This window comes from Clostridium sp. DJ247 (genome assembly GCF_014231265.1).
In genome coordinates this window covers 94,630-115,087 of record NZ_JABAIW010000006.1, presented here as the reverse complement: position 1 = coordinate 115,087, position 20,458 = coordinate 94,630, and the positions used below count along the sequence as shown (strand labels likewise).

Genomic DNA, 20,458 nt, shown 5'->3' with positions numbered 1-20,458 from the left:
ATAATTATAGATAACCATGTCTTAAATTGTAAATAGATAAAGGAGAATTATACATGTTTATAAAAGATATACTTTCAGAAAAAAAACAAACTGTTTCATTTGAAATATTCCCACCTAAAAAGGATCAAAATTTAGATAGTATATATAAAACCATTGCGGAGCTAAGCAAGTTGAAGCCAGATTTTATTAGTGTAACTTATGGGGCTGGTGGAAGCAGTAAAGATAGAACAGTTGAAATATCATCTAAGATAAAAAATGAGTTTGGAATAGAGGCATTAGCACATCTAACTTGTGTAAGTTCTACTAAAGATGAAATAAAAGAAATCTTAAGTGAATTAAAAAATCACAATGTAAATAATGTACTTGCTTTAAGAGGTGATATCCCTAAGGATTTTGCTGGTAAAGAGGACTTAAATTATAAATATGCAAAGGATTTAATTAGAGATATATGGGATATAGGTGAATTTTCTATTGCAGCAGCTGCATATCCAGAAGGACATATAGAATGTACGGATATTGATGAAGATATAAAGCATCTAAAAGAAAAGGTATCAGAAGGTGTAGATTTCTTAATTACTCAACTTTTCTTTGATAACAATATTTTTAATAAGTTTGCAGACAAGATTCACAAAAATAACATAAATATACCTGTAATTGCAGGAATCATGCCAATTACTAGTGTGAAACAGATAGAACGAATAGTGTCACTCTCAGGAGCCGTAATTCCAGAAATGCTAAAAGAAATTATATCAAAATATGAGCATGACCAACAAGCTTTTAAGGAGTATGCTATAGGATATGCTATAGAACAGATAAATAACTTAATTAATAATGGAGTTAAGGGAGTCCACATATACACTATGAATAAACCAGAGGTTGCGTTGAAAATTATGGAGAACATCGATAGTTATAGAAAGTAAAGGTACAGTAGTTTTAGCTAAACAACCTTAAAACTCGACTTACCCGCCTCTGTGAGTACTCATCTGACCAAAGGAAGAGGAGTTTCATAATAATATAAAAGAACCTAGATAAACTCGCTTCGCTCAAACATATCTAGGTTCTAAGTTTTTCTCAAATTCCAGCTAAGACTAATTAAAAATATTTAAATGTGTCTTCAGTATTGTCAACATATCCCTACGTATAAGTTAAATTTTTACTATAAAATCACATATAGATAATTATTTAATTGTCCACATTAACTGATTTTTCAAGTTTATGAGAAAAGGATATTTTTAATAATACAGGTGTTATTATAGTAGTAAGGATTACAACTATAATGGTAGGTAAAAATATTTCCTCTGATATTATGCCTTTCTGAAGTCCTATATTTGCTGTTATTAAAGCAACTTCCCCTCTTGAAATCATCCCAATTCCTATTTGTATGGCTTCACTTTTTTTCATTTTCATTAATCTAGCAGGTAGGGAACAGCCGAGTAATTTTCCAAGTACGGCTACTAGGAACATAGCTAAGGTTATAAATATAACTTCTAAGTTTAACCCTTGTATATTTGCAGATATCCCTACATTAGCAAAGAATATAGGCGATAACAAAACTGCTGAAAGTACATTTACTCTTTTCTGTATATATTCCTTATGAGTTAAAGATGAAAGAAGAAGACCAAATATATAGGCTCCAGTTATAGCTGCAATGCCTAAGCTTTCAGCTATAAATGCAAATATTAAGGCAATAGCAACAGAGAAAAGCACAAGGCTATGTTGAGGTTGAATATTCTTTGTATATTTATCCAAATGTTTAGGTAAATATACTATAGCAATTATTGAAACCACACAGAATACTATTATTTTTATAAAGGTCAAAAGTAAAGAAGGATTAGCTGAAGTTGCTGCTGCAGTAGAACTTGGAGCTATGGCTAAGATCACAGATACTAAAATAAGTCCTAAAATATCGTCTATAACTGCAGCACCAAGTATATTTATACCTGCTCGTGTATTAAGTTTTCCAAGTTCAGTTAAGGTTTGTACTGAGATAGTAACACTAGTAGCTGTAAGTATAACTCCTAGAAATAAATTCTCCCAAAGGTTATTAAAAAAGAAGTATGCAGACAAAGTACCAAAGATTAGTGGAATTAAAATACCACCGCAAGCAATTACCAAAGAACTAAGTCCAGCCTTTTTAAATTCTTCTAAATTTGTTTCAAGACCTGCAAGGAACATAAGTACTACTACACCGAGTGTTGATAGCAGCTCTATATTACTGTTTTCATGAATTAAGTTAAGTACAGATGGACCAAGTATTACGCCAGCAACTAGAGCTCCCAATACTTCGGGCATTTTAAAGTGTTTGCTTATAAGTCCTCCTATTTTTGTACATATGAGAATTAAAGCTAAATCTAATAATATTTTTTCCATAAAAATCAACTCCTTTAATTTATAATTTTAAAAAAATATGAAAAAATATGCTTGGATATTAAATTTACATTTTAAACGACAAAAAGAGCAGAAAAATTCTTAAAAGGAACTTCCCACCCTAGAAGTTAAACTCTCTTGAAAACAACTTTAAAACTTGTCCAACCGGAAAATATTATTCAATTATATAAAATTATACTATCAAAATTGTAATAAAAAATCAATATTTTATAATAAATTATGTAAGTTTATGCATAAACAAATAAATAACTTATTTTAAATAAAGTTTCTATAGAATATTTTTCATTACTAGGATAAAATAATATAGTAATTATATGTTATGGAGGTCGTATATGAATCAGAAATCAAGCAAATATGTACCTGAGATAAAAGGAACTCTTAGGAGTCATATGATAGATGTACCTGATATTATAAGAACAGCCAGTGGTATAAAAGTTTTTGGTAAAAGATTAAAATCTTTTGTATTTACTACAGATATTGCAGTTATAAAAAATAATAATGCAGATGCTATTATGGCTGTATACCCATTTACTCCTCAACCAGTAATTACTGAAGTTTTAGTGTCAGCTTCAGATGTACCAGTATTTTGTGGCGTTGGCGGTGGGCTTACCATGGGAAAAAGAGTAGTGAATTTAGCTCTAGATGCGGAGTTTAAAGGAGCCATGGGTGTTGTTGTTAATAGTCCTACATCTAACGAGGTTATAAGAGCTATGAGGGATACTATAGATATACCTATTATAGTTACAGTAGTTACAGATAAAGAAGATTTTCAGGCTAGAATAGAAGCAGGAACTACTATTTTCAATGTAGCTGCTGGAAAAAAGACAATAGATGTGGTTAAAAAAATTAGAGAAGAACATCCTAATTTCCCTATAATAGCTACAGGAGGTAAGTATGAAGAAGGTATAAAAGCTACTATTGAAGCAGGAGCTAATTCAATCACATATAGTCCACCTAGTAGTGCTGAGCTATTTAGGCATAGCATGGATAGATATAGGAATACAACTGAAGAGTAAAATGGAATATCTTAGATTAGTCTAAGGTATTTTATTATATATATTGCTAAAAATTAAGTTTTCACTTTTGAATCCCTATGAATAAAAAAATAAAAGAGTATTGCATAATTATTATAATTTATGTATAATTATAATAAGATTGAGGACTAAACAAAATATATATACTCAAAAGTTTTTATTTATATAGGTAGCTATTGATAGATGATTTTTATTCATATATATAGCATTAAAGTTTTATTAATATTCAAAAATAGTGTATAATAATTTAAAACAGAGAAGTGCGATTGGAGGATTTATTATGAAAGATAAAGTAGTATTAGCATATTCGGGTGGATTGGATACATCCATAATTATACCTTGGCTTAAGGAGAACTATGATTTAGATGTTATAGCTGTATGTGTAGATGTAGGACAAGGCGATGACATGGAAGAAGTTAAAGCTAAAGCTATAAGAACGGGAGCTTCTAAAGCATATGTAGCAAATGTAACAAAAGAGTTTGTAACAGATTATTTATTTAAAGCAGTAAAAGCTGGGGCTTTATATGAAGATAAATATATGCTTGGAACATCACTTGCAAGACCTTTAATGGCAAAGAAGCTTGTAGAAATAGCTCATGAAGAAGGTGCTAAATACATAGCTCACGGATGTACTGGAAAAGGAAATGATCAAGTGCGTTTTGAAGTAGGAATAGCTTGCTTTGATCCATCTATACAAATAATTGCTCCTTGGAGAATATGGGATATTCAATCAAGAGAAGATGCTATAGACTACGCTACTGCTAAAGGTGTAGAGGTACCTGTAACAAAAGAAAAAATATATTCAAGAGATAAAAATTTATGGCACTTAAGTCATGAAGGTGGAGATCTAGAAGATCCTAAAAATGAACATAAAACTGACATTTATATGATGACTGTTCCACCAGAAAAAGCAAAGGATGAAGTAACTTATGTAGAGTTATCCTTCGAAAAAGGTGTGCCTGAAAAATTAAATGGGTCAGCAATAGATCCAGTAGAGCTTATTGAAACATTAAATAAAATTGGTGGAGAAAACGGAATAGGTGTTATTGACATTGTGGAAAACAGACTTGTAGGAATGAAATCTAGAGGTGTATATGAAACTCCAGGTGGAGCAATACTTTATGCAGCGCACAAAGAGTTAGAAAGATTAACATTAGATAAAAGCACATATCATTATAAACAAGGTATTTCTCAAAAGTATGCAGAGTTAGTTTATGATGGTTTATGGTTTACTCCTTTAAAAGAAGCTTTAGATGCATTTATAGAGACTACACAACAAAACGTAACAGGAACAGTTAAATTAAAACTATATAAAGGAAACATAATGGTAGCTGGAGTAGATGCACCATATGCCCTTTATGATGAAAGCATTTCTTCCTTTGGTGCAAGTGATTTATATAGTCATAAAGATTCAGAAGGCTTTATAAAGCTATTTGGTCTTCCATATAAAATTAAAGCTTTAATAGACAAGAAAAAGGAAGTTTAATTATGAAGCTTTGGGGTGGAAGATTTAAAAAAGCAGAAAGTAAGCTTATGGAGGACTTTAATAGCTCCCTAAGCTTTGATAGAACTTTATATTATGAAGATATCCAAGGAAGTAAAGCCCATGTTAAAATGCTTGCAAAGTCTGGAATTTTAACAACGGAAGAATGCGAAAAAATAGTAAATACTTTAACAGAAATACTTGAAGATATAGAAGAAGGAAAGCTTCTTATTGAAGGTGAACACGAAGATATTCATAGTTTTGTTGAAATGAATCTAATAAGCAGAATAGGACAGTTAGGAAAAAAACTTCATACTTCTAGAAGTAGAAATGATCAGGTAGCCGTAGATTTAAGACTTTACGCTAAGAAAAAAGCTTATGAAGTAGTTGAGAATATAGAAACTCTTCAAGATGTAATAGTAAAACTTGGTGAAGAAAATAATGTTTTAATGCCAGGATATACCCATCTCCAGAGAGCTCAAGTGGTCACTTTTAAGCATCATGTTATGGCATATTATAACATGCTTAAAAGAGATAAAAAAAGAATTCTTAATGCTATAGATATATTAGATGAAAGCCCATTAGGCTGCTGCGCATTAGCGGGTACTACTTACAATATAGATAGAAACTTTACAGCTAAGGAATTAGGCTTTAAAAAGCCTGTAGATAATTTCTTAGACGGTGTAAGTGATAGAGATTATGTCATAGAGCTTTTATCTTCTTTCTCTATAATAATGATGCATTTAAGTCGTTTAAGTGAAGAATTAATATTATGGAGCAGTAAGGAATTTGATTTTATACAAATAGATGATGAATTTTCAACAGGAAGCAGTATTATGCCTCAAAAGAAAAATCCAGATGCAGCAGAACTTATAAGAGGTAAGACAGGGAGAGTATACGGTTCACTGGTGTCTCTGCTAACTACCATGAAGGGTATTCCACTTGCTTATAATAAGGATATGCAGGAAGACAAAGAACAGTTCTTTAATTCCTTAGATACTGTATTAAGCTGTTTAAAGATAATGAGCGGTATGCTGGCTTCTTTAAAAGTTAAAAGTGAGAATACTTATAATGCAGTTAAAAAAGGATTCCTTAATGCTACAGAAGCTGCAGATTATTTAGTTGGTAAAGGTATGCCTTTTAGAGATGCTCATAAGGTAATAGGAGAAATAGTACTTTATTGTGAAGAAAATTCTAAAGCTATAGAAGATATTTCTTTAAATGAGTTGCAAGATTTCAGCAATCTTTTTGGAGAAGATATATATGATTTTATAGACTACAAAAACACTTTAAATAGAGGAATAAAGAAAGAACTTTTATAATAAAGTGAAACTTTAATCTGATGGAAGTATTAGAGTTGGTAGTCATCGGACAAATGTTAAAATAAGCCTAGATATAATAACTATAATTAATAAAGGTGGAAAGCTTTCATAAGTTTTCCACCTTTATTAGTTTTAAAAATAAAATAATTTATTTAGCTTCCCTTGAGTTTGTATTTCTATCTCTTCCAAAGAATGAAAGGGCATATAATCCAGCTATACCAACAAGGGCATATACAATTCTACTAAATGTTGACATTGTGCCAAATAATGAATCTACTAAATTAAAATTAAAGAATCCTATTAATCCCCAGTTTATGGCGCCTATAACAACAAGTAATAGTGCAATAGTATCTAGTGTTCTCATATATACATCTCCTTTTTCTTTTGATACAAAGTTATTATTTGCAACTTTATAAAAAATATAAGTATAAAATAAAAATACCTAAAGTTAACTCAAGGTATTTTTATAGGAAATTATATTATATAATTATTTTCAGTGAAAAAATTAAAAAAGGTAGTAATAACTATGTATTAACTAATCATTATCTTCTTCAGATATGTTAATATCTATGTTTCTATCAATTGGTTGAAAAAGTGATACAAAAGTATCTGTTCTTTGAATACCATCTACAGCCTGTATTTTATTCATGAGAAGGTTTTGAAGATCAGATATATTTTTACATATTATCTTTGCAAAAATAGAATACTGGCCTGTAGTATAGTGGAGCTCCACAATTTCTTTTATTTGTTTTAGTTGATCAAGAGCTGTATTAAATGAATTTGCCTTATCAAGATAAATACCTATAAAACAGCATACATCATATCCCAATTTTGAGTTATCAATGATAAGTTTTGTACCCTTTATGATATCCATATCTTCCATTTTCTTCATTCTTACATGGATAGTTCCACCACTTACATGGCATTGTCTAGCTATCTCAAGAAACGGAGTCCGTGAGTCTTTTATTAGTATATCTAATATTTGTAGATCTAAGTCATCTAAACCATTAACTTTTAAATGCATTGTTAACCACTCCTTCTTAAAACTGTAAAATTCTTGATAATATAATTAAATTTTACAAATGTAAAAGTTTAAGATTTTAACTTACTAATATTATATCAAAAAATATTGTTAGTTTAACAAATTTAAATATTTTTATTTTTTAAACTCTTATGTTAATACATAAATATACCTATAATAGAATAAGTTTATTTATAAGTATATATTTTATTTAATATATTTTCTAGTGGATATAGTTATATTATAGACAAGAATTAAAAAAAAAACTATTGCTAAGGAAATAAAAGTATATGATAATATAATTAATACATATACTTGAAAGGAGAACTAACAATATGCCTCAATGGTTAACTTTAATACTACAAATTTTATTTTTTGTAGTTATATACTTAGTTGTTTATACCCAATTGAAAAATCGTTTACTAAGCAAACTACACCCAAATAAGTGGCTTATTTTGATTTTAGCAGCAGCAGTATTTTTTATACCAAATATAATAGCCGCATATTATAAATATAATTTAAATGGAACTATATGGCAGTATGCTGAAACTGGAGTATTTATAATATTATTTTTATGGTTTATAGATTTGCAAACAGGAGCAATGTATAATGTACCTGGTAAACGCGGCAAAAAAGACGATGTGGTTATAAGGCCAAAGGCTAAACCTAATAGAACTAATAATATAGGAAACAAAAAAAATAAGAATTAGTTATAGTATATAGGAATTTATAAAATATACAAAGATACTTAGAATAAAAGTCCTTAGCGGAGATAAGCTTAAACCGATTTTTGGTTATAAAAAACAGGTTATTATTTGACTTAATCTGTTTTTTTATAGCCTTTTTCTATTTAATTCAGTATAAAATTTTGATAAAGTGTAAATGTAAACATTTTAATTAATGTTTTATCCGATGACTACCCGCTCTAATACTCTCATATTTATATGAAACTCATCTTCCTTACGTCAGATGAGTAAGGGATTCGCATAAAATCACAGATTTTGGCTCTCTGCTTAATTGGGAGTAAAGAGCGGCTACGTCCCTGGATAACGATTTCTAAGCTTCAGGTGGAGTCAAAACTCCACCTGAAGCCAAGAATTCTGTTTATACAAAGGAGGTGCAGAATAAGTTATGCTTTATCGAGAGGAGATGAGGAGTTAAAAAATCATAATTTAAATATCAATATATCAAAGTTATCTTTATTTTAATAGAAAATTCGGGATATGATTAAAAAGTTTAGAAACTACATTTTTGTAGAGTTAAAACTAAAGTTGTGAAGGGGGAATTTAAATGAAAGATGCAATAGTAGATAGAATGCAGATTTTTGCAAAAGCTATAGTTGTTCCAGTATTATTTTTACCGATTGTTGGTATAATCTTAGCTTTAGCTTCTATTCTCAGTAATCCATCTATTGTAGGTCAAGGAAGTTTTTTAATTGGACTAGGTAAGTTTATTGCTAGTGGTCTTTGGCCTGTTATGACAAATCTAAGTATTATTTTCTGTGTAGGAATAGCTATGGGGATAGCAAGAGAAAAGAAAGCAGAAGCGGCACTAGTAGCGTTATTTTCATACTTAGTATTCTTAGGAGCTAATAATCAGTGGCTTACTTTAACAGGAAAACTAGTAAAATATAAGGTTACATCTGATTTATATGGAACTGGACAAACTATACAATTAGGCTTTCAAGTAATAGACATGGGAGTTTTTCTTGGAATGATTCTTGGGGTGGCAATAGCACTTGTACATAATAAATATTGTAATAAAGAGTTCCCAGGAGCCTTTGGATTATATGGAAATACTAAATTGGTATTTATAGTGCTAACTCCTATTCTATTAGTACTGTCAATAGTATTTAGTTATGTTTGGCCTGTGGTGGCAAGTGGTATTAGTGCTTTAACAGGATTTATAAATGCAGCTGGTGCTGCAGGTATGTTTTTATACGGGTTCTTGAATAGATTTTTAATTCCAACTGGATTACATCACTTAATATGGACACCATTTTCTTACTCTAACATTGGGGGAGAGTTAGTTGTAAATGGACAGAACTATTATGGAGCCTATAATATATTTTTAGCACAACTAACTGATCCGTCTGTAAAGGTTTTTGATCCATCAGCAAAATATTTACAATATGGTATAGTTAAAATGTTTGGATTAGTAGGGGCAGCATTAGCATTCTATAAAACAGCTAAACCTGAAAATAAAGTTACATTAAAGTCTATTTTAATACCAGCAGTAGCAACATCAATTTTAGTTGGTATTACAGAACCCCTAGAATTTACATTTTTGTTTGTAGCACCATTTTTGTGGGTAGTTCACTCAGTTTTAGACGGTGTGTTCCAAACTATAGTTGTGTTATTAGGAGTTAGGACTTATGCAGCAGGTGGATTTATAGATTTTATAGCTTATAATTTACCAGCAGGAATCGGTAGAACTAGATGGCCTATATTTATCGCTGTAGGATTAGTACAATTAGTAGTGTATTTCTTTACATTTACATTCTTAATTAAAAAATTCAATCTTAAAACTCCTGGTAGAGAAGATAATGCAGTGAAGTTATTTACTAAAAAGGATTTTAAGGAAAAAATGGCTAAGGGCTCAGGGGAAACTGCTGCAGCCAAAGACGTAGATTCAAATTTAGCAGCTATAATAGTTGAAGCACTTGGTGGCAAGGAAAATATAGAAACCGTTGATAATTGCTTTACTCGTTTGAGATTAAAGCTTAAAGATATAGAAGTAGTTGATGAAGCATCTTTAAAAGGAAATGGAGCAGCTGGGGTAATAAAGAAGGGTAATAATGTGCAAGTAATATACGGACCAAAAGTAAATGGAATCAGAAATATAGTAGATAAATATCTTGCTAATTAACATTAAAAGAATTTAAAACAAATTACTATTTAACTTAATCTGTTTTTTTATGGAGTTTTTGTATTTAAGTAGATGAAAAAATTTGCTAAAGTATAAACATAAAGATTTGATATAAAAAGATAAAAATAAGTAGAGTTAACCTACTTGCTGTAAAATAGTTCATAATATGCAAATAAATATAAAATAAAATTAGAAAGAAGGAATAATTATGAAAAAATTCTCAGTAACTATAGCTGGTGGTGGAAGTACATTTACACCAGGAATAATATTAATGCTGTTAGATAACTTAGATAAATTCCCTATAAGAAAATTAAAATTCTACGACAATGATAAAGAAAGACAAGAAATAGTTGCTGGAGCATGTGAGGTTATTTTAAGAGAGAAAGCACCAGACATTGAGTTTTTAGCAACAGTAGATCCAGAAGAAGCTTTTACAGATATAGATTTTGTTATGGCTCATATAAGAGTAGGTAAATATGCAATGCGTGAATTAGATGAAAAAATTCCACTAAAGTATGATGTACTTGGACAAGAAACTTGTGGTCCAGGAGGAATGGCTTATGGAATGAGATCTATTGGTGGAGTTATTGAAATACTTGACTATATGGAAAAGTATTCACCAAATGCATGGATGCTAAATTACTCTAATCCTGCAGCAATAGTTGCAGAAGCTACTAGAAAATTAAGACCTAATTCAAAGATATTAAACATATGCGATATGCCAATAGGTATAGAAGTACGTATGGCTGAAATTTTAGGATTAGAGTCAAGAAAAGATATGTCAGTTCGTTATTATGGACTTAATCACTTTGGTTGGTGGACAGACATACGTGATAAAGAAGGAAACGATTTAATGCCAAAAATAAAAGAACACGTTTCTAAGCATGGTTATGTAGTTACTAATGGAGATAGCCAACATACCGAAGCAAGCTGGAATGATACCTTTGCTAAAGCAAAAGATGTATATGCTGTTGATCCAGATACATTACCTAATACTTATTTAAAATATTATTTATTCCAAGATTATGTTGTTAAGCATTCTAATAAAGAATATACAAGAGCAAATGAAGTAATGGATGGAAGAGAAAAGTTTGTATTTGGAGAATGTAGAAAGGTTATTGAAAAACAATCTACAGAAGGCTGCGGATTACATATAGACGAGCATGCTTCATATATAGTTGATCTTGCAAGAGCTATAGCATACAACACAAAGGAAAGAATGTTATTAATTGTGGAAAACAATGGTGCTATTGAAAACTTTGATCCTACAGCTATGGTTGAAATACCTTGTATCCTTGGCAGTAATGGTCCAGAGCCATTAGTAATAGGTAAAATTCCACAATTCCAAAAGGGATTAATGGAACAACAAGTTTCAGTAGAAAAATTAGTAGTTGAAGCATGGGCAGAAAAGTCTTACCAAAAGTTATGGCAAGCAATTACTCTTTCTAAGACAGTACCTAGTGCATCAGTTGCTAAGAATATTTTAGATGATTTAATTGAAGCTAATAAAGCTTATTGGCCTGAATTAAAGTAATATTTTAAAATCAAAATCACTATAAAGTTATCATAAGTAAATAAAAAAATTAGGTAAAAATAACGGTTTTAGGCATTAAAAAATATGGGATTTATCTTTTAAAATTAAGTGTGTTATATATACTTATAAAAGGATAAATCCCTTATAAATTGAAGCAGAATTGCTAGTGGTTTAAGGTCTTGATAAATATAATACAAAATCAATAGAGGAGTGAATATACTTTGGGAACGTTAGCGGCACTTTTAACAACATTTTCTTTTTTACCTCAAGCTATAAAAGTAATTAAAACAAAAGATACAAAAGGAATATCATTAGTAATGTACAATATGTTCGTATTAGGAGTATTTTGTTGGCTGGTATATGGAATACAAATTAAAGATTTACCTGTAATTTTAGCAAATTTTGTTACATTTATATTTGCATCAATAATACTAATTTTTAAAATTAAGTATAAGGATAAGCCAGATAAGTTAGTATCGTCGAGAAAAGAGATTTTAGAAAAAGTGGATCAATAATATATTCTTCATATTATCTAAAAAAATTAATATAGATAAAACAAAAGGGACTGTATCAAAAGTCAAAATACATGCAGGATTTTTTAAATTCCCTTCATAATTATGTTCAATATAATAAAAACACTATGAAAATTTATTGAAATTCAATAAATTTATAGTGTTTATTTTAATTATGAAAGATTATTAATAAATCCTTCAATTAAAGTATATTCTGAAACAACCTCTTAAAAACGTGCCATTAGGCATACAAAATCAATGTTCTAAAATTTAGAGTAAAATATTAATACTCATTGAATTTACACTGAGTTTATTGCATAAATCAAATATAGATTAAGTCAATGTTAATTTTAATATTATAATAATGGTGAAATCTATCTTTCTTAGAAAAGCAATATTTGAGAATAACTAAGCAATTCATGGCTAGTAAATAATTGTATTATATTATAGAATTATACATGTAAACGTAAGCAGAGAAAGAGCAAGGTCTTTTATATCTGTTACTAAGTCTTAAATGGGGAAGGGGTGTGAAACTGACTTTATGCTGTATTTATCTGTGCAGCATAAATCAGGAATTATTATGGAAGACACATGTAATGAAAAGAAAATAAAAGTTGGTATTATAGGGTGTGGTGGAATTGCAAATGGAAAGCATATGCCAAATTTGGCTAAAATACCACAAGTTGAAATAGTAGCCTTTTGTGACATCATAAAAGATAAAGCAGAAGAGGCCCTAAAAAAATATGGTAAAGAAGATGCAAAGATTTATGAGGACTACAAGGATCTTTTAAAGGATGAGAGTATTGACGTGGTTCATGTATGTACACCTAATAGATCACATAGCTTTATTACTGTAGATGCACTAGAAGCTGGAAAACACGTAATGTGTGAAAAGCCAATGGCAAAGACAACGGAAGATGCAAGAAAGATGATTGAGGCTGCAAAGCGTACAGGTAAGAAACTTACTATAGGTTATCAAAACCGTTTTAGAGGAGACTCAAGATACCTGCATCAGGTTTGTGAAAAGGGAGAACTAGGAGAAATATATTTTGCAAAAGCACATGCTATAAGAAGGAGGGCTGTTCCTACTTGGGGAGTATTTCTTAATGAATTTGAGCAAGGAGGAGGCCCTCTAATAGATATAGGTACCCATGCTTTGGATTTAACCTTATGGATGATGAATAATTATAAGCCTAAATATGTGGTTGGAAATGTATATCATAAGCTTAGTGGTAAGGAAAACGCAGCTAATGCTTGGGGACCATGGGATCCAGCTAAATTTACAGTAGAGGATTCAGCCTTTGGATTTATTACTATGGAAAATGGAGCAACCATTGTGCTGGAATCCAGCTGGGCACTAAATAGTCTTGAAGTGGGTGAAGCACAAACAACTCTATGTGGAACAGAAGGCGGAGCTGATATGAAAGAAGGTCTTCGTTTAAATGGAGAAAACTTAAGTAGATTATATGAGACTAAAGTTGATTTAAATGCTGGAGGAGTTGCTTTTTATGAAGGAAGTTCAGAGGATCCAGCAGAATTAGAAGCAAGACAGTGGATTGATTGCATATTAAATGATGAGGAACCTATAGTAAAACCAGAACAGGCACTTATAGTTACAGAAATACTTGAAGCAATATATGAGTCTTCTAAAACTGGAAAACCTGTATATTTAAATAATTAGTAAAGGAAGGAACTTAATATGTATATAGGATTATTAACAGTAAGCCTTGGAAATATGCCACTTAAGGAAAAAGCAAAGTGGGCAAGTGAGCAGGGATTCAAAGCATTAGAAATTGCTTGTTGGCCAGCATCTAATAATAGAGATTATTCAAGTTGTGATATAGATGTAGATAATTTTACTGAAAAGGAAGCAGAAGAGATTAAAGCATACTTTAAAGAGTACGGACTTACAATATCATCCCTTGCTTATTATGATAATAATTTACACTGTGATATTAACAGAAGAACTAATATAAATAATCATTTTAAGAAGTGTGTTGATGCTGCGGTATTACTAGGAGTTCCAGCAGTTGGAACCTTTATTGGAAGAAATATAAATAAGACTATAGATGAAAACTTTGATGAGTTTGAAGAAGTATTCAGTGATTTAGTAAAGTACGCTGAGGATAGAGGAATAAAGGTAATTATTGAAAATTGTGCAATGCCTGGTTGGCAGGTGAAGGGAATACCAGGAACTATTTCATATTCTCCTGAGCTTTGGAGAGAAATGTTTAAAAGAGTTCCTAATAAGAATTTTGGATTAAACTATGATCCATCTCATTTACATTCAATGCTCATGGATTATATTAGTCCTATTAAGGAATTCAAAGATAGAATATTCCATACACATGCAAAAGATGCTGAAGTATTTGAAGATAAATTAAAAACATATGGCGTATATAACAAGCAGCTAAATGTTAGTTTTAATGATTGTGGATACTGGAGGTATAGGATGCCTGGACTTGGACAGATTGATTGGAAAAGTTTTTTGGACGAGCTGAGAGAAGTAGGATATGAAGGAGTAGTAAGTATTGAACATGAAGATCCTCTTTATGAAGGTAGTGAAGAAAAAGTAAAAGAAGGTTTGCATCTTGGAATTAGTTATCTTAAAGAGCTAGTATAGGGGTATAGAGTTCCAAGGTGAAAACTTAACTTATACTCCGGAATATGTTGCCAAACTTCAGCACGTTAAAAACTTTTAATCAGTCTAAAGTTCGTATTTTGAAAATCTAAGAACCTTAGATAAACTCGTACCTCAAACATATCTAAGCTTCTAAGATTTTCTAAAATACTTCACTAAGACTGATAAAAAACTTTTTAAATGTGCTTCAGTTTTGGAAACATATTCCTCCATATAAGTTAAGTTTCGAGCTAGGAACCCTATATAGATAAGCATGCCCGAAATTTAACTTATACTCCGGAACATGATACCAATTCTTAGTCATGTTAAATACTTTTTAATGAGTCTAAGGTTCGGATTTCATAAAAAGCTAAGAAGTTAGATAAACTCGCTTCGCTCAGACATATCTAAGTTCTAAGCTTTTTATGAAATACCTCACCAAGACTCATTGAAAAAGTATTTAAATTTAACGTCAGAATTGGTAGCATGTTCCTACGCATAAGTTAAATTTAAGTTATGTTTATCTACCTAAGGTTCTAAGGTTAAAAGTCCGTAGATATCCGGAATAAATTATATAGGAAATTCATGACTTATATTTAGGAGATGATTATAATGAAAGTATTTAAGGTGGCCATTATTGGCTGTGGAAATATATTCCCTATGCATGCACAATCGGTAAAAGCTCTGGAGAATACTAAAATCGTTGCAGTATGTGATGTAAAAGAAGATAGAGCTAAGGCAAAGGGTGAGCAGTATGATTGTAGTTTCTATACTGATTATAAAGAAATGCTTAGTAAAGAAGATATAGATGTTGTGCATATCTGTCTTCCTCACTATCTTCATGCAGAAGTAGCCATCTATGCTGCTACTTTAGGAAAAAATATACTTACAGAAAAGCCTATGTCTATTAAATTAGAGGATGCAGAAGCTATGATTCAGACTGCAAAGAAGAATAATGTTACACTAGGGGTTATATTTCAAAATAGATATAATCCAGGTTCACAGCTTATAAAGAAAACACTTGAATCTGGAGAGCTTGGAAAAATATTATCTGGAAAGCTTGAAGTTACTTGGAATCGTTCTGATGAGTATTACAGCCGTAGTGATTGGAAGGGTACTTGGGATAAGGAAGGCGGCGGAGTTATAATAGATCAAGCTATTCATACTATGGATTTAATGAGATGGTTTGTGGATAGTGAAATAGATTATATAGATGCTAATATAAGCAATAGAGCACATGAAATTATACAGGTGGAAGACTCAGCAGAAGGGGTTATAAAATATAAGAATGGAGTAGTTACTGCTTTTTATGCTATTAACTATTATAGTTATGATGCTCCTGTGAAAATAGAACTTCATTGCGAAAAAGGTATTGCAAACATGGTAGCAGACAGAGCACATATAAAATTAAAAGATGGCAGGGAATTTATCGCGGACAATAATCCGGAGGATACCTTTGATTATGGAAACGGAGTAAAGGGTTATTGGGGAATGAGCCATGCAAAGCAAATAAAAAATTACTATGAAGCCTTAAGAGAAGGTAAACAGCCAGAAATAAATGGTGAAGAAGCAATAAAAACACAAAAAATCATATGTAGTATCTATGAATCTGGTAAAAAAAGAGTTAGAATAAGCCTATAACAGCTAAAATATTATATGGGTATACAGAGTAAAATAGAAGATTACTTTGTATACCTATTTGCATATTAAATACTTAGCTGAATTAGCTAAACTTTTGGAGGGGACTATGCAGGGGAGTTTTGAAAAGACCGTATTAGAATCGGATTTTCCTTTTAGATTGTTTTTTAATGAAGGATATGCTAACACACCCCATCACTGGCACGAAGATATTGAAATTATATATCTTGTAGAGGGAAGTATTAAGGTAGGGATAAATAATGATATATATCATCTTGAAGTTGGAGATATACTCATTATAGGTTCAGGGGAGATACATTACTTCTTTAAACAAAAGGAATTTAGCAACAGGGCAGTAATACAATTTAGAATGTCTATATATGATACCTTTCTCTCTGGAACGAAAGATAAAAGTATTGTAAAACCAATGTTTAATCATTCAAAGCTACTTACCCGCGGAAGTGAACTTCATGCTTTAATGGAAAGGCAGATAAAGGAGCTTATATATGAGTACAGTGAAGCTAAGGAAGGCTATAAATTAATTTTGAAGGCTAGATTATATGATCTAGCCGGTATATTACTCAGACATATGCCTAAGGAAGAATATTCAATGAGAGATGAAAGTCGTCAAAAAGAAAGGCTTCAGAAGCTTGATAAAGTTTTTCAATATGTAGAGAAAAATTATCAAAGTCACATTGATTTAGAGGAAATTTCAAAGGTTTCAGGTTTTAGCAAATACCATTTTACTAGATTTTTCAAAGAAAATACAGGAATGACCTTTTTGGACTATCTAAATAATTTTCGAATAATGAAATCGGAGTGGTATCTTATGGATAATAAAGATTCTATAATAGAAGTTGCGTTTAAGTCAGGTTTTAATAGCGTAAAAACCTTTAATAGAGTATTTAAAAGTTTAAAAGGTTGCACACCTATGGAGTATAGAAAGACTGCCGATATAAACGCATAGATGTTGACTCTAAAGATATAAATCTATAAAAGAAATATTGAAAAAAATTAGGAAATTATGCTGCAAAATTATTAGTTGATAAGCTGCAAAATAATATAAAGGAAGATCATTATATTATAGATGTTAATTTAATTGAAAGAGAATCAACTAAAAAATTAAAAGGAGAATAATTTAATCGTAGGAGTGTTAAGTTTACATTAGTAATAGCTTAATGCTCTTTTATTTTTAAATTTATAAATTTTAAAATAAATTTTATCATTGATGTTGACAACCTTTTCATTATGGAATATAATTTAATTACTGAGACAAACGGTTGCACAAAATAAAATCAAATAAAAACATAGTGGGAGGTTTTTATAAAAGAAATATGTTTTACATCTTAAGCAATCGATTGCGTACAGCTAAATCAAAGGAGGAAATGGAAATATGTTTAAAGGTAAATCAAAAATAGGTTCATTTGATTTCTGGCAAAAATTTGGTAAAGCATTACTAGTAGTAGTTGCAGTTATGCCAGCAGGTGGATTAATGATTTCATTGGGATCAGTTATAGGAATGTTAGCACCTAATGTTTCATTTGTGCAAACGCTATCTCAAGTTGTGGGAGGTATAGGCTGGGCAATAATAGTTAATTTGGGAATATTATTTGCTGTAGCCATAGGTGGATCTTGGGCTAAAGAACGTGCAGGAGGAGCTTTTGCAGCACTTATTGCTTATATTTTAATAAATAGGATTACTGGTAATATATATAACATTACTAATGATATGCTTACTGATGCACATGCAACAGTAACTTCGTTAACAGGTCAACAGCTTTTGGTTAAAGACTACTTTGTTTCTGTTCTTGGCTCTCCAGCATTAAATATGGGAGTATTTGTTGGCATAGTTTCAGGTTTTCTAGGAGCAGTTTTATTCAATAAGTATTATAACTATAATAAATTACCAAATGCACTTGCATTCTTTAATGGTAAACGATTTGTACCATTTGTTGTTATATTAGGTTCTACAATTACTGCCATTGGATTTGCTATAGTTTGGCCATTTGCTCAATCAGTTATAAATGGATTTGGTAAGTGGATTGCAACATCACAAAATACAGCACCATTTATTTCACCATTTATATTTGGTACACTTGAACGTTTATTATTACCTTTTGGTCTTCATCATATGATTACAATACCAATAAACTATACAGATCTTGGTGGATCATACAAAGTATTGACAGGTGCTAATGCAGGCAAATTAATACTTGGACAAGACCCCCTTTGGCTTGCTTGGGCTACTGATTTAGGTAACTTAAAAGCAGCAGGAGATATGGCACAATACAATAACTTACTTCAAACAGTCCATCCAGCACGTTTTAAGGTTGGACAAATGATTGGAGGAGCTGGATCATTAATGGGTGTTGCATTTGCTATGTATACAAGCATAGAAAAAGAAAAAAGAGCAAAATATAAATCAATGTTCTTTTCAGCAGCTATTGCAGTCTTTTTAACAGGTGTTACTGAACCATTAGAGTTTATGTTTATGTTTACTTCGCCAATATTATATGCAACTTATGCAGTTATACAAGGATTGGCATTTGCGTGTGCGGATTTAGTTAATTTACGAGTTCACTCTTTTGGTATCATAGAGCTTGCAGCACGTATTCCTATGATTGTAAGAGCAGGAATTGTAGGAGATTTAATAAGATTTGCATTTGCAACTCCAATATTCTTCTTCATAAACTTTGTTATATGTAGATTTATGATTAAGAAATTTAATATAGCAACTCCAGGCCGTAATGGAAATGAAATTGATGTGGAAGAGAATTCAAATAGTACAACAGCTGTTTCTGCAAAGCAAGAAGTTGCTACTACTAAAAAAGGAAGTCAAGCTGAGGATATCATTGGATTACTTGGAGGAAGAGATAATATTTTAGATGTAGATGCATGTATGACTCGTCTTCGTGTAACAGTTAAAGATATTTCATTAGTTGCAGGAGAAAAGCAATGGAAACAAAATAAGGCATTAGGTTTAATAATTAAAGATAAAGGGGTACAGGCTATATATGGACCAAAGGCGGATGTAATTAAATCAGATATTATAGATATATTAGGAGTTTAAAATGAAATTATTAACTTTAAATTGTCATTCTTGGTGGGAAGAAAACCAAGAAGAAAAAATAGAGATAATTGCAAATACTATAAAAGAACAGGATTATGACGTAATTTCATTACAGGAAGTAAATCAATCTATAAAGAAAAATATAGTCTTTAATAACATAAAAGAAGATAACTTTGCATTAGTTTTATTAAAAGAATTAGAAAAGCTAAGTTGTACAGCATATAAGATGTTATGGGACTTTTCTCACTTAAGTTATGAAACCTATGAAGAAGGAGTAAGCATTATAACCAAGCATGAAATAGTAGAAGAAGGTGCTTATTCATTCTTCTTAAGCAATAGTAAAGATAGGGAGTTTTGGAAAACTAGAAAGGTTTTAGGAGCTTCAATTAAAGTAAACAAACAGATGATAGACTTCTATTCTTGTCACCTAGGATGGTGGCAGGATGAGGAAGAACCTTTCAAAGAACAAGTAGATAAGTTACTCAATAATATTAAGAAAGACAGGCTAACATTTTTTATGGGGGATTTTAACAATAATGCTTTTATAAGAGGTGAAGGCTATGATTATTTAATGGAAAAAGGCCTAAAGGATACCTTTACCCTTGCTAAAGAAAAGGATAGCGGGGTAACTGTAAAAGGTAAGATAGCTGGATGGGATTTAAATAAAGATGATTTAAGACTGGACTTGATTCTAGTAAATAAAGATATAGATGTTGAATATTCTAAAGTAATCTTTAATGGGAAAAATGTTCCGGTGGTATCAGACCATTATGGAGTAGAAGTAGGTATAAATTTGAATAATCTTATATAGATATACAACCTCAAAACCTGACTTAACCACCGAGATATATTACCAATTCTTAGGCACCATAAATACTTTTTTATGAGTCTAAAGCTTGGATTTTGGAAAAGTCTAAGAACTTTGATAAACTCGTTTCACTCAAACAAATCTAAAGTTCTAAGACTTT

17 protein-coding genes and 1 other annotated feature are annotated in these 20,458 nt (G+C 30.8%); of the genes, 14 read left to right on the top strand and 3 right to left on the bottom strand.

Features of this window, described 5'->3' with window-relative positions:
- The first annotated feature begins 53 nt into the window (after positions 1–53).
- Positions 54–920, top strand: a complete 867-nt coding sequence (gene metF, locus HGI79_RS04285) for a methylenetetrahydrofolate reductase [NAD(P)H] (protein ID WP_185649425.1) — start codon at positions 54–56, stop codon at positions 918–920.
- A 262-nt stretch (positions 921–1,182) separates the two neighbouring features.
- Here metF and HGI79_RS04280 read toward each other — a convergent pair whose 3' ends face one another.
- Entirely contained in the window at positions 1,183–2,370 is a 1,188-nt protein-coding gene (locus HGI79_RS04280) for a cation:proton antiporter (RefSeq protein WP_185649424.1), read from the bottom strand.
- A 107-nt stretch (positions 2,371–2,477) separates the two neighbouring features.
- Positions 2,478–2,534: a sequence feature (sodium ion sensor (DUF1646 type); this cis-regulatory element may regulate processes involved in with the transportation of sodium ions), on the bottom strand.
- 186 nt (positions 2,535–2,720) lie between these two features.
- Here HGI79_RS04280 and HGI79_RS04275 point away from each other — a divergent pair.
- From HGI79_RS04275 to argH, 3 genes are all read left to right on the top strand, one after another.
- Positions 2,721–3,404, top strand: coding sequence for a hydrolase (locus HGI79_RS04275; RefSeq protein ID WP_185649423.1), 684 nt, complete (start codon positions 2,721–2,723; stop codon positions 3,402–3,404).
- Positions 3,405–3,702: 298 nt separating this feature from the next.
- Positions 3,703–4,908 (top strand): argininosuccinate synthase, encoded by a 1,206-nt coding sequence (locus HGI79_RS04270; RefSeq protein WP_185649422.1) that lies wholly within the window; start codon positions 3,703–3,705, stop codon positions 4,906–4,908.
- Positions 4,909–4,910: 2 nt separating this feature from the next.
- A complete protein-coding gene (gene argH, locus HGI79_RS04265; RefSeq protein WP_185649421.1) occupies positions 4,911–6,227 on the top strand; it encodes an argininosuccinate lyase in 1,317 nt (438 codons plus the stop codon).
- A 148-nt stretch (positions 6,228–6,375) separates the two neighbouring features.
- On the opposite strand, the gene HGI79_RS04260 is transcribed toward argH, so the two are convergent.
- Together HGI79_RS04260 and HGI79_RS04255 are read right to left on the bottom strand one after the other, a co-directional pair.
- Complete coding sequence (locus tag HGI79_RS04260; RefSeq protein ID WP_185649420.1) at positions 6,376–6,591, bottom strand: DUF378 domain-containing protein; 216 nt, start codon at positions 6,589–6,591, stop codon at positions 6,376–6,378.
- Between the two features lie 171 nt (positions 6,592–6,762).
- A complete protein-coding gene (locus HGI79_RS04255) occupies positions 6,763–7,251 on the bottom strand; it encodes an Lrp/AsnC ligand binding domain-containing protein (RefSeq protein WP_185649419.1) in 489 nt (162 codons plus the stop codon).
- Positions 7,252–7,583: 332 nt separating this feature from the next.
- Here HGI79_RS04255 and HGI79_RS04250 point away from each other — a divergent pair, with 332 nt between their 5' ends.
- The 10 genes from HGI79_RS04250 to HGI79_RS04205 all read left to right on the top strand — a co-directional run bounded on the left by HGI79_RS04250 (position 7,584) and on the right by HGI79_RS04205 (position 20,301).
- Positions 7,584–7,958 carry a hypothetical protein gene (locus tag HGI79_RS04250; protein WP_185649418.1) on the top strand — a complete coding sequence of 125 codons (375 nt, stop codon included), beginning with the start codon at positions 7,584–7,586 and terminating at the stop codon, positions 7,956–7,958.
- Between the two features lie 580 nt (positions 7,959–8,538).
- Entirely contained in the window at positions 8,539–10,116 is a 1,578-nt protein-coding gene (locus HGI79_RS04245) for a PTS transporter subunit EIIC (protein WP_185649417.1), read from the top strand.
- 208 nt (positions 10,117–10,324) lie between these two features.
- On the top strand, positions 10,325–11,650 hold the full coding sequence (locus HGI79_RS04240) for a 6-phospho-alpha-glucosidase (RefSeq protein ID WP_185649416.1): 1,326 nt from the start codon (positions 10,325–10,327) through the stop codon (positions 11,648–11,650).
- Between the two features lie 221 nt (positions 11,651–11,871).
- A complete protein-coding gene (locus HGI79_RS04235; protein WP_185649415.1) occupies positions 11,872–12,165 on the top strand; it encodes a SemiSWEET transporter in 294 nt (97 codons plus the stop codon).
- Between the two features lie 577 nt (positions 12,166–12,742).
- Complete coding sequence (locus HGI79_RS04230; protein WP_185649437.1) at positions 12,743–13,843, top strand: Gfo/Idh/MocA family protein; 1,101 nt, start codon at positions 12,743–12,745, stop codon at positions 13,841–13,843.
- Between the two features lie 18 nt (positions 13,844–13,861).
- Positions 13,862–14,785, top strand: coding sequence for a sugar phosphate isomerase/epimerase (locus HGI79_RS04225; protein ID WP_185649414.1), 924 nt, complete (start codon positions 13,862–13,864; stop codon positions 14,783–14,785).
- A 609-nt stretch (positions 14,786–15,394) separates the two neighbouring features.
- Entirely contained in the window at positions 15,395–16,423 is a 1,029-nt protein-coding gene (locus tag HGI79_RS04220) for a Gfo/Idh/MocA family protein (RefSeq protein WP_185649413.1), read from the top strand.
- A gap of 106 nt (positions 16,424–16,529) precedes the next feature.
- Positions 16,530–17,387: an AraC family transcriptional regulator gene (locus HGI79_RS04215; protein ID WP_185649412.1), complete on the top strand. Its 858-nt coding sequence runs from the start codon at positions 16,530–16,532 to the stop codon at positions 17,385–17,387.
- 426 nt (positions 17,388–17,813) lie between these two features.
- Positions 17,814–19,490, top strand: a complete 1,677-nt coding sequence (locus tag HGI79_RS04210) for a PTS transporter subunit IIBC (RefSeq protein ID WP_185649411.1) — start codon at positions 17,814–17,816, stop codon at positions 19,488–19,490.
- Between the two features lies 1 nt (position 19,491).
- The gene (locus HGI79_RS04205) at positions 19,492–20,301 is read left to right on the top strand and encodes an endonuclease/exonuclease/phosphatase family protein (RefSeq protein ID WP_185649410.1); all 810 of its coding nucleotides are present in this window, start codon (positions 19,492–19,494) and stop codon (positions 20,299–20,301) included.
- Positions 20,302–20,458: the final 157 nt, after the last annotated feature.

Coding starts and splice junctions, on each gene's coding strand:
- HGI79_RS04210 (WP_185649411.1), top strand. CDS start 17,814: ATGTTTAAAGGTAAATCAAAAATAGGTTCATTTGATTTCTGGCAAAAA.
- HGI79_RS04215 (WP_185649412.1), top strand. CDS start 16,530: ATGCAGGGGAGTTTTGAAAAGACCGTATTAGAATCGGATTTTCCTTTT.
- HGI79_RS04240 (WP_185649416.1), top strand. CDS start 10,325: ATGAAAAAATTCTCAGTAACTATAGCTGGTGGTGGAAGTACATTTACA.
- HGI79_RS04270 (WP_185649422.1), top strand. CDS start 3,703: ATGAAAGATAAAGTAGTATTAGCATATTCGGGTGGATTGGATACATCC.
- HGI79_RS04225 (WP_185649414.1), top strand. CDS start 13,862: ATGTATATAGGATTATTAACAGTAAGCCTTGGAAATATGCCACTTAAG.
- HGI79_RS04220 (WP_185649413.1), top strand. CDS start 15,395: ATGAAAGTATTTAAGGTGGCCATTATTGGCTGTGGAAATATATTCCCT.
- HGI79_RS04205 (WP_185649410.1), top strand. CDS start 19,492: ATGAAATTATTAACTTTAAATTGTCATTCTTGGTGGGAAGAAAACCAA.
- HGI79_RS04245 (WP_185649417.1), top strand. CDS start 8,539: ATGAAAGATGCAATAGTAGATAGAATGCAGATTTTTGCAAAAGCTATA.
- metF (WP_185649425.1), top strand. CDS start 54: ATGTTTATAAAAGATATACTTTCAGAAAAAAAACAAACTGTTTCATTT.
- HGI79_RS04260 (WP_185649420.1), bottom strand. CDS start 6,591: ATGAGAACACTAGATACTATTGCACTATTACTTGTTGTTATAGGCGCC.
- HGI79_RS04230 (WP_185649437.1), top strand. CDS start 12,743: ATGGAAGACACATGTAATGAAAAGAAAATAAAAGTTGGTATTATAGGG.
- argH (WP_185649421.1), top strand. CDS start 4,911: ATGAAGCTTTGGGGTGGAAGATTTAAAAAAGCAGAAAGTAAGCTTATG.
- HGI79_RS04250 (WP_185649418.1), top strand. CDS start 7,584: ATGCCTCAATGGTTAACTTTAATACTACAAATTTTATTTTTTGTAGTT.
- HGI79_RS04280 (WP_185649424.1), bottom strand. CDS start 2,370: ATGGAAAAAATATTATTAGATTTAGCTTTAATTCTCATATGTACAAAA.
- HGI79_RS04255 (WP_185649419.1), bottom strand. CDS start 7,251: ATGCATTTAAAAGTTAATGGTTTAGATGACTTAGATCTACAAATATTA.
- HGI79_RS04275 (WP_185649423.1), top strand. CDS start 2,721: ATGAATCAGAAATCAAGCAAATATGTACCTGAGATAAAAGGAACTCTT.